Origin of the sequence: Okeania sp. SIO3I5, from assembly GCF_010672085.1 — a bacterium.
Lineage (GTDB): Bacteria > Cyanobacteriota > Cyanobacteriia > Cyanobacteriales > Microcoleaceae > Trichodesmium.
On the sequence record NZ_JAAHHT010000355.1, the window covers coordinates 1 to 7055 of the forward strand.

The 7055-nt window shown below is 32.6% G+C and carries 7 protein-coding genes and 1 pseudogene; 3 read left to right on the plus strand and 5 right to left on the minus strand.

What is annotated here, in order from left to right; translation table 11 throughout:
- The 3 genes and pseudogenes from F6K40_RS37530 to F6K40_RS37540 form a co-directional block, all read left to right on the plus strand.
- Positions 1–364, plus strand: a pseudogene (locus F6K40_RS37530) (AAA family ATPase); the annotation flags it as partial.
- A gap of 48 nt (positions 365–412) precedes the next feature.
- Positions 413–1099, plus strand: a complete 687-nt coding sequence (locus F6K40_RS37535) for a Uma2 family endonuclease (RefSeq protein WP_293144506.1) — start codon at positions 413–415, stop codon at positions 1097–1099.
- A 399-nt stretch (positions 1100–1498) separates the two neighbouring features.
- The gene (locus F6K40_RS37540) at positions 1499–2254 is read left to right on the plus strand and encodes a class I SAM-dependent methyltransferase (RefSeq protein WP_293144509.1); all 756 of its coding nucleotides are present in this window, start codon (positions 1499–1501) and stop codon (positions 2252–2254) included.
- 201 nt (positions 2255–2455) lie between these two features.
- On the opposite strand, the gene F6K40_RS37545 is transcribed toward F6K40_RS37540, so the two are convergent.
- The 5 genes from F6K40_RS37545 to F6K40_RS37560 all read right to left on the minus strand — a co-directional run.
- A complete protein-coding gene (locus tag F6K40_RS37545) occupies positions 2456–3001 on the minus strand; it encodes a Uma2 family endonuclease (protein WP_293144512.1) in 546 nt (181 codons plus the stop codon).
- 671 nt (positions 3002–3672) lie between these two features.
- The gene (locus tag F6K40_RS37550) at positions 3673–4542 is read right to left on the minus strand and encodes a sulfotransferase domain-containing protein (RefSeq protein WP_293144515.1); all 870 of its coding nucleotides are present in this window, start codon (positions 4540–4542) and stop codon (positions 3673–3675) included.
- Positions 4511–4738 carry an AAA-like domain-containing protein gene (locus F6K40_RS37555; RefSeq protein ID WP_365674157.1) on the minus strand — a complete coding sequence of 76 codons (228 nt, stop codon included), beginning with the start codon at positions 4736–4738 and terminating at the stop codon, positions 4511–4513. Before F6K40_RS37555 ends, F6K40_RS37550 begins: the two co-directional genes overlap by 32 nt.
- A 129-nt stretch (positions 4739–4867) precedes the next feature.
- The gene (locus tag F6K40_RS41695; RefSeq protein WP_483143790.1) at positions 4868–5089 is read right to left on the minus strand and encodes a helix-turn-helix domain-containing protein; all 222 of its coding nucleotides are present in this window, start codon (positions 5087–5089) and stop codon (positions 4868–4870) included.
- 642 nt (positions 5090–5731) lie between these two features.
- On the minus strand, positions 5732–7055 hold a 1324-nt coding region (locus tag F6K40_RS37560), incomplete at its 5' end, for a glycosyltransferase family 39 protein (RefSeq protein ID WP_293144518.1).

Below are 7055 nucleotides of genomic sequence, written 5' to 3' on the forward strand. Positions count from 1 at the left end.
TGACTTGATAAATCTCTATAGTGGAAATCCTTTATGGCTAAATATTATTGCTGATGCGGTAGAAGATTTATGTGATGGAAATATCGCTCAATTTTTATCTTGTAAAAATCTATATTTAGGAGATTTAGAACCAATTCTTGAGAGAATTTTTCAGCGTTTGTCCGAGCTAGAAAAACAAGTAATATTATGGATAGCAACTCAAGAAACAGCAGTAGATATTTGTAATACTCCCCCAGATTTTCGACTCTCCCACTCAGATTTATGGAAAGCAATACAATCATTAAAAAGACGTTGTTTAGTAACGAAAAAAGATAATCTATTTGCTATTTCAACTGTGCTGAAGCAGTATATTATAATGAAATAATCACTATTACTGAACTAAAAACTTGAACTCCTACTTTCAAAAATTTCCATGTCTCAAAACACCTTAATATCAACAAAAATTCCACCCCTAGAAAACGGCGATCAACTTAATTGTATTGAATTTGAAAGGCGTTATGAACAAATGCCTCATGTCAAAAAAGCCGAACTAATTGCAGGAATTGTTTATATGGCATCACCTTTAAGAATTAATCAACATGGAGAACCCCATGCTTCAATTATAACATGGCTTGGTTTCTATAAAGCGTTTACTCCTAATACTCAACTAGGAGATAATTGTACAGTACGTCTTGATGCAGAAAATGAACCTCAACCCGATGTTTTACTGAGAATTACTGTTGATGGGCAATCGACAATTAGTGAAGATGGCTATGTAGAAGGTGCGCCAGAATTAATTATAGAAATTGCAGCTAGCAGTGCGTCTATTGATTTACATCAAAAATTAAAAACCTATCAAAATAATCAAGTACAGGAATATTTAGTTTGGCGGATTTATGACGGAGAAATTGATTGGTTTCGGCTAAAAGAAGGAAAATATATTAAACTTAAACCCAATGAACAAGGTATTATTTGTAGTGAATATTTCCCTGGCTTATGGTTGGCTCAAGAAGCTTTACTTGCAGGAGATTTAGGTCAAGTATTAGCAATTTTACAACAGGGATTAAATTCTCCAGAATATCAAAATTTTGTCAAAAAATTGAACCAAAATTATGACTAAACCCCAAGTATTAAACTTCTATTTTACAGCAGTTTTCATTTCGGTAGACCACAGTAGGGACGTTCCATGGAACGTCCCTACAAGGTTTTTGCTGTACCGATGTGGCTCATCAATCTGAAAAGCGCTGTATTAGACAACCCATTCCAGATTTATCAAGTACAGTAGCAATAGCTTTCTAATCAATAAATCTCTATATTCATTTTTCGGCGTTGCTGAATCAAGGTATGAAAATAAAAATTGAATAATTTGAAATAGTTGTTATTCAATAGTTTGGCAATTACCAAAAAATACAAATCATACCCAAAATCAGCAACGCCCATTTTTCCAATCATCCGTATATCCGTGGCAAAATCTGTGTTGTGCCATCCTTGTTAAAATTTATGTTGTGCCCTACTTACTATGATGAATAACCCTTCCGAAAATCATTACAAAAATATCGCAAATATTTACGATAATCTCTGGTCATACTCTCCTGACTATATTAAATTCACAACTCAAAAAATCATCGAATATCTACACCTAACTCCCACAGATACTTTAGTAGATATTGGTTGTGGAACGGGAATTTATAGCAAAGAAATTCTCAATCAAATTCAGTTACAACAACCGATTATTTGTGTAGATCCTTCTGCGGAAATGCTAGAAAAAATTCCGCCAAATAGTCGATTAAATCCTTTAGAAATGGATGGAGTAAAATTCTCTGAAAAACCAGGAATTTATAACAAAATTTTCTTAAAAGAAGCTATCCATTATATAGAGGAAAAATTTCTCCTATTCCAGAATTTATGGCAAAGATTAACTCCAGGGGGAATTTTCCTATTATTGCTCTTACCACCCACTATTGAATATCCTTTATTTGCCAAAGCACTAGAGTTGTACGAAAAAAAACAACCTCACTATCAAGAACTAATTAATTTACTTCAAAAAGTAGGTTTTATTGTCGATTTTGATATGAGAGAATACCCTTTAGAATTGCCAAAAAATCAGTATTTTGAAATGGTAGAAAATCGTTATATGTTTTTGCTTTCTGAATTTAACGATACTGAATTAGCAGCAGGTTTAAAAGAAATGGAAGAGAAATATCAGAATAATTCAGTGTTGAAATTTAGCGATCGCATGGTTTTTATCACAGCAACAAAACCTGAGCATATCTAAAGTAGAGGCGAATGGCAATTCGCCCTTAGAATAGCTATTCGCCCTTACATTCGCAGCACAGACTAAATTTAAAAGGAGTGAGAATGTCCGCGCGAGTAATAGCGACTCCTATAAATATTTTTTGCTTTTTCTCTATCCTCCGACTCATTTTTTCTACTCTGTAGAGACGTTGAATAACAAAAATGCGAACGTCCCTACTCCCTATTTCAATAACTCTTCTACTAATATTTCAATATCAGGAAAAACCAATGTAAAAATAGTTCCTTGACTGTAGATTTTTTGGAATTGATAATTATCTATAGATGGTTGTTTAAATACGATAATTTGTTCAGTTTCTAAATTCACAACCCAATATTCTAAAATGCCAGAACTAGCATAAAGAAATCGTTTTTCTTCTAAATCTTTTTCTAGAGTTGTATCAGAAACTTCTATTAACAAATAAATTTCTTCAGAATAGGGATGACGAAAATCATATAAAGATACTGGCATTTTAATAACAGCAATATCTGGTTCAGGTTCTGAATTAAGAAGAAGAGTAACTGGATGTGCTTCGTAGACCTTTGCTAGACCTCGGAACTTTTCTCGCAAATATTCGGCAATAGAATCAGTTATTTTCCGATGCAAAGGTTTTTCTGGCGACATTTCAATAATTTCTCCTTCTAATAATTCTACATGGCGATCGCTCAAAATACCTGAATAAATCATCTGATGATAGTCTTGTATTGACCATTTAGCTAAAGTAATCATGGTGCGTTTATGAGTAATTTAAGATTATTATTTAATAGTAAGCATTCAGCTATTATACCATTTTGAAAAAAGAATATTACGAATAATAATGGCAACAAAAAGATTTTAGATCAGATGTCTCTTTGACAAAAAAGGTGACTTAATACCTAAAAAATGGTATTTAAACCATTGATTCTGACTCCTGACTTTCCCTCCTGGGAGGGGTTAGGGGTGGGTTGACTCCTAAAAAGTACCATAACTATTTGTAGCAAACATTTATCAAATTGGTATTAGCTATCAGCTTTCAGCAATAAAAATGAATGAAGTGAGAATTAGTTTAACTATCTAGTACATTTTCAACTAAACAATTGAAGCACAAGAACGACGAGTTTGAGTTTTCAACCGATATAATTAAATCTAATCAAGTTGATAGCTGACTGCTGAATGCTTACATTTAATATTTAAAAAAAATATTACTAAATTGATTATATTGAATTTTTATTAATTAAGTATTCAACTGGATTTCATATTATACTAATTACCAATTGATAATTGAGCGATTCGGTTTAAAGCTTCTCCTTTTCAATGGATAATTGATAATTAGAGATCGTTTTCATTATCCACTATCCATTATTCATTATTCATTATTCATTATCCATTAATGAAAACTTCCCTGCTCAATAAAATAGGAGTTAAACCTCTAACCAAAGATTTGCTAACCCAGTTCCTAAAGTCCGCATTTTAAATTTATCCATCAGTCTTTTTGTCTGTTCTGGTGAAAAATAGTTTTTCCAATCTCCCACTTTTCCTTTCCGAATAAATGAGGGCATATTTTCAGGTCTTTTGCTTGACCAACGTTCCTGTTTTTTGCTCATATTTTCAAAGCTGCTATGAGTCATAATTTGATTTAACACTTGTTCATTTTTGAGCGTTTCAACATACTTTGAACCGAAAAAAGTTGCTATTTTAAAAACTGCTTTTTGGGGATTATATTTCATTTCCTCATAAGTCAAAAACAGAACATTATTATCATCTTTATGTTCATACCAAGGTACTAAATTATCGAAATAATCTCCAAAGTCTACTTCTCCAGTAATAAAACATTCAAAAAAGTCATCAAAAGTACCATCGGCAAAATCATAATGTTTAATAAATCCCCTCGTATGATGATAAAAAGAAACAGCACAGTCAAAAGGATTACGAGCTACATAAATATAATTTGCCTCTGGGTTATAAGGAGTTAAATTATAAGGTAAATGAGTTTTAATAATTCTCGGACTTGTGAACTTAGCTATAGCTTCTTTTCCAACTTCTTCTAAATGAGGACTTACTTCAGAGATGGTTTCTGAAGCTAATAAAGGTTGTCCATTATTTAGAATTAACCAGACTAAATATTGAGTCCATGTAGTTCCACATTTAGGATAAGTTGCGATAAAAATATCTGAAGATTGTGCTTGATAGCTAATTCCAGAACTAAACCCTTCTGGAGGAAATCCCATGGGCATCCGAAATCCATTATGAAGATGATAACTAGGTTTTTTCAGTTCTCTTTCTACAGTCATTGTTTAATAAAATTGTTTCTAATTTTTTGCAAATTTTCGCTAATAGAGAAGTTTTTCCCATTTGTCTAGGTGCTTCGATGCGCAGAAATGCTCCTGGTTTATTAATTTCTAAATAACAGATTAATTCTTCAGCACGTTTTATATAATAAGGATAACCTATAGGAACTCTACTATCAAGTAGTTTATAATCATTAATGTCTAATTTTTGTTAATTTTTAATTCTATTTAGATTAATTAAAGCTGTCTTTGTACTTTCCTTTCTACTTTTTTTATAGATGATTATTTGTCTTTCTAGTACAGAAAGGAAGTTATTTTTGCTACTTTTTTATTTTAGGATAATACTAAGTAGCTTCCATAATTTAGGAGCTACATTTTGACTAATATAATCTCTGGAATAATCTAATTTAGAGGTTGTTTGGCTATAGGTTTTGCCAGATAAAGATTCTCTGAGAAGTTCCCTTTCAATGTCTGACAAAGATTTGCCTTTCTTAACTCTTACCAATTGTTCAGTAAATAATGATATTGATTCGATATCTGTTATCCTAATTCTGCCACCTTGAGAAACTTAATATAGCAATTTTTTCCTGGTGAGGTACAAAATTCGTTTAAGTACAACAATCAAATTTATGGCTAACATAGCGATACTAATACTCAACATAACATGATTTTTTATCAACAGTTTCACCATGATTTTATTCTGATACTAATTCACTTCAGGAATGTCACAAATAGTTTCCAACTTTAAATGTCAAATAATTACTCCAAACTATTGTCTGATCAAGATTTTTGGTGTTGCTCAACCAAGGGATGAATCTTTGTACTTCGTCTTTCTCTAATAACTATAATTCCTCCCACACTTCCCACACTCCCAACACTCCCCACACCCCGAACCCACTAATATCATGTCCGGTTGAATAGTTATAAATAAGGAAGGAGGAGTCAGGAGGTAGGGACGTATTGCTGACGCTTTCGCTCCGCGTTAGCGGAGCGACATGTAACGCATTAATGTTCAAGCAACGTCCGTAGGTCCTCAGGAGGGAAGAGAAGAGAGTTTGAATGTATAAGGAGGAAAAAGTTTTTTGATCACGCTCTGATCCGGACATGATATAATTCCCATGCGCAAATATGCAACGTCAGATTTTTAGTGGATTAAATCTAACTTCTGACTTCTGACTTCAATGAAACGCTATTACTTTTTCCTGACTCGCCAAAGTTTTCCATTTACAATAGACTCAAATTCCCATTGCTTCCCTTCTATTGCTTTCCGCAGTCTCCCAGAGGGTTTAAATACAAATATCTTTGACTCATTTGCAAGCATTTCTAAATTTGGCGACTCACTCAACAACAACAGTCGAACCCGATCATCTAATAAATAACTAAGTGAAATCAAATCTCCCGTATTTGTATAATTATCCCCCAGATCGCTCAATAATATTGGGGAGTCGGTAGCATTAAGTTTTTTCGCAAGTTCTGCATTAGAGTAACTCAAACCCTTATTCCACCAAGTATCAGAAAAAGCACTGAGGGTGCAGGATACAATACTAGCAGTTAACAATATTGCTAAAACTACTCGCCAGTATTTTTGACTCAAATATTTCCCCAATAAATAAGCAACTGATAAATATATTGCCGGAAAAGAGGAAATTAGATAACGGGTGACAGCAGAGTGTTGCCCACCTAACACCAAATCTGGTGTTACTAATATTATAAAAGGTATCAAAATAGAAGTCAGGATAAATAATTTTGTGCAAAGATTACAAGAACAAAAAACTTCATAAATTCCCCAAGTAATAATAATTAAAAATAACAATCTGAGTAAATATATGCCGTTACTATTAAGACTAAAATCTACGTCAATAAATAAGCATGAGAAACTCCAAATCCAGCGTTCTACTAAAAAATTGAAGCTTACTGATTCTCTTACCCAATTTGTTCTATCATACACTTGTTGCAGATGACTAATTACTATAACTATCCAAGGAAGATAGAGAATTATGATTCCTATTGAAGCCAGGAAAAAATCCAGATGCAAAGTTTGAATTAAAGGTTTTATTTTTGATGAATTAGATTTATTTTCAGAGGAATTTATTGCAATATAATTTGATAATAACCAATTGCTGATTACAAATATTCCATGGGAGATAAGAGTTAAAGAAAAAAATAAATGGGTATACAAACCAAGAGCAGAAATAATACTATATAATCCCCATTTTTTCCAGCTTCGAGAATCTAAAGCTTGCAATAATAAAATGCTACTACCAATAGTCAAAACAGTAACTAAACTATATTGTCTTGCAGTTTGAGCTAGTAAAATTTCTATAGGTGATAAAGCTAAAAATGTAGTTGCCAGTAAAGCAGTTAAATGGGAGTTAAAAAGTTGCCAAGTGAGAACATATATTAATGGCAAAGATAATAAACTAATTAGTGCTGGTAAACTACGAGACGCAGTGAGGGAACCGCCAAATGTTTGCATCCATAATCGAGCCATTAAATAATATAAAGGTGGATGATGA

Bases quoted from the DNA above. Each gene is read 5' to 3' on its own strand.
- F6K40_RS37535 (WP_293144506.1), top strand. From the start codon at position 413: ATGTCTCAAAACACCTTAATATCAACAAAAATTCCACCCCTAGAAAAC.
- F6K40_RS37540 (WP_293144509.1), top strand. From the start codon at position 1,499: ATGATGAATAACCCTTCCGAAAATCATTACAAAAATATCGCAAATATT.
- F6K40_RS37545 (WP_293144512.1), bottom strand. From the start codon at position 3,001: ATGATTACTTTAGCTAAATGGTCAATACAAGACTATCATCAGATGATT.
- F6K40_RS37550 (WP_293144515.1), bottom strand. From the start codon at position 4,542: ATGACTGTAGAAAGAGAACTGAAAAAACCTAGTTATCATCTTCATAAT.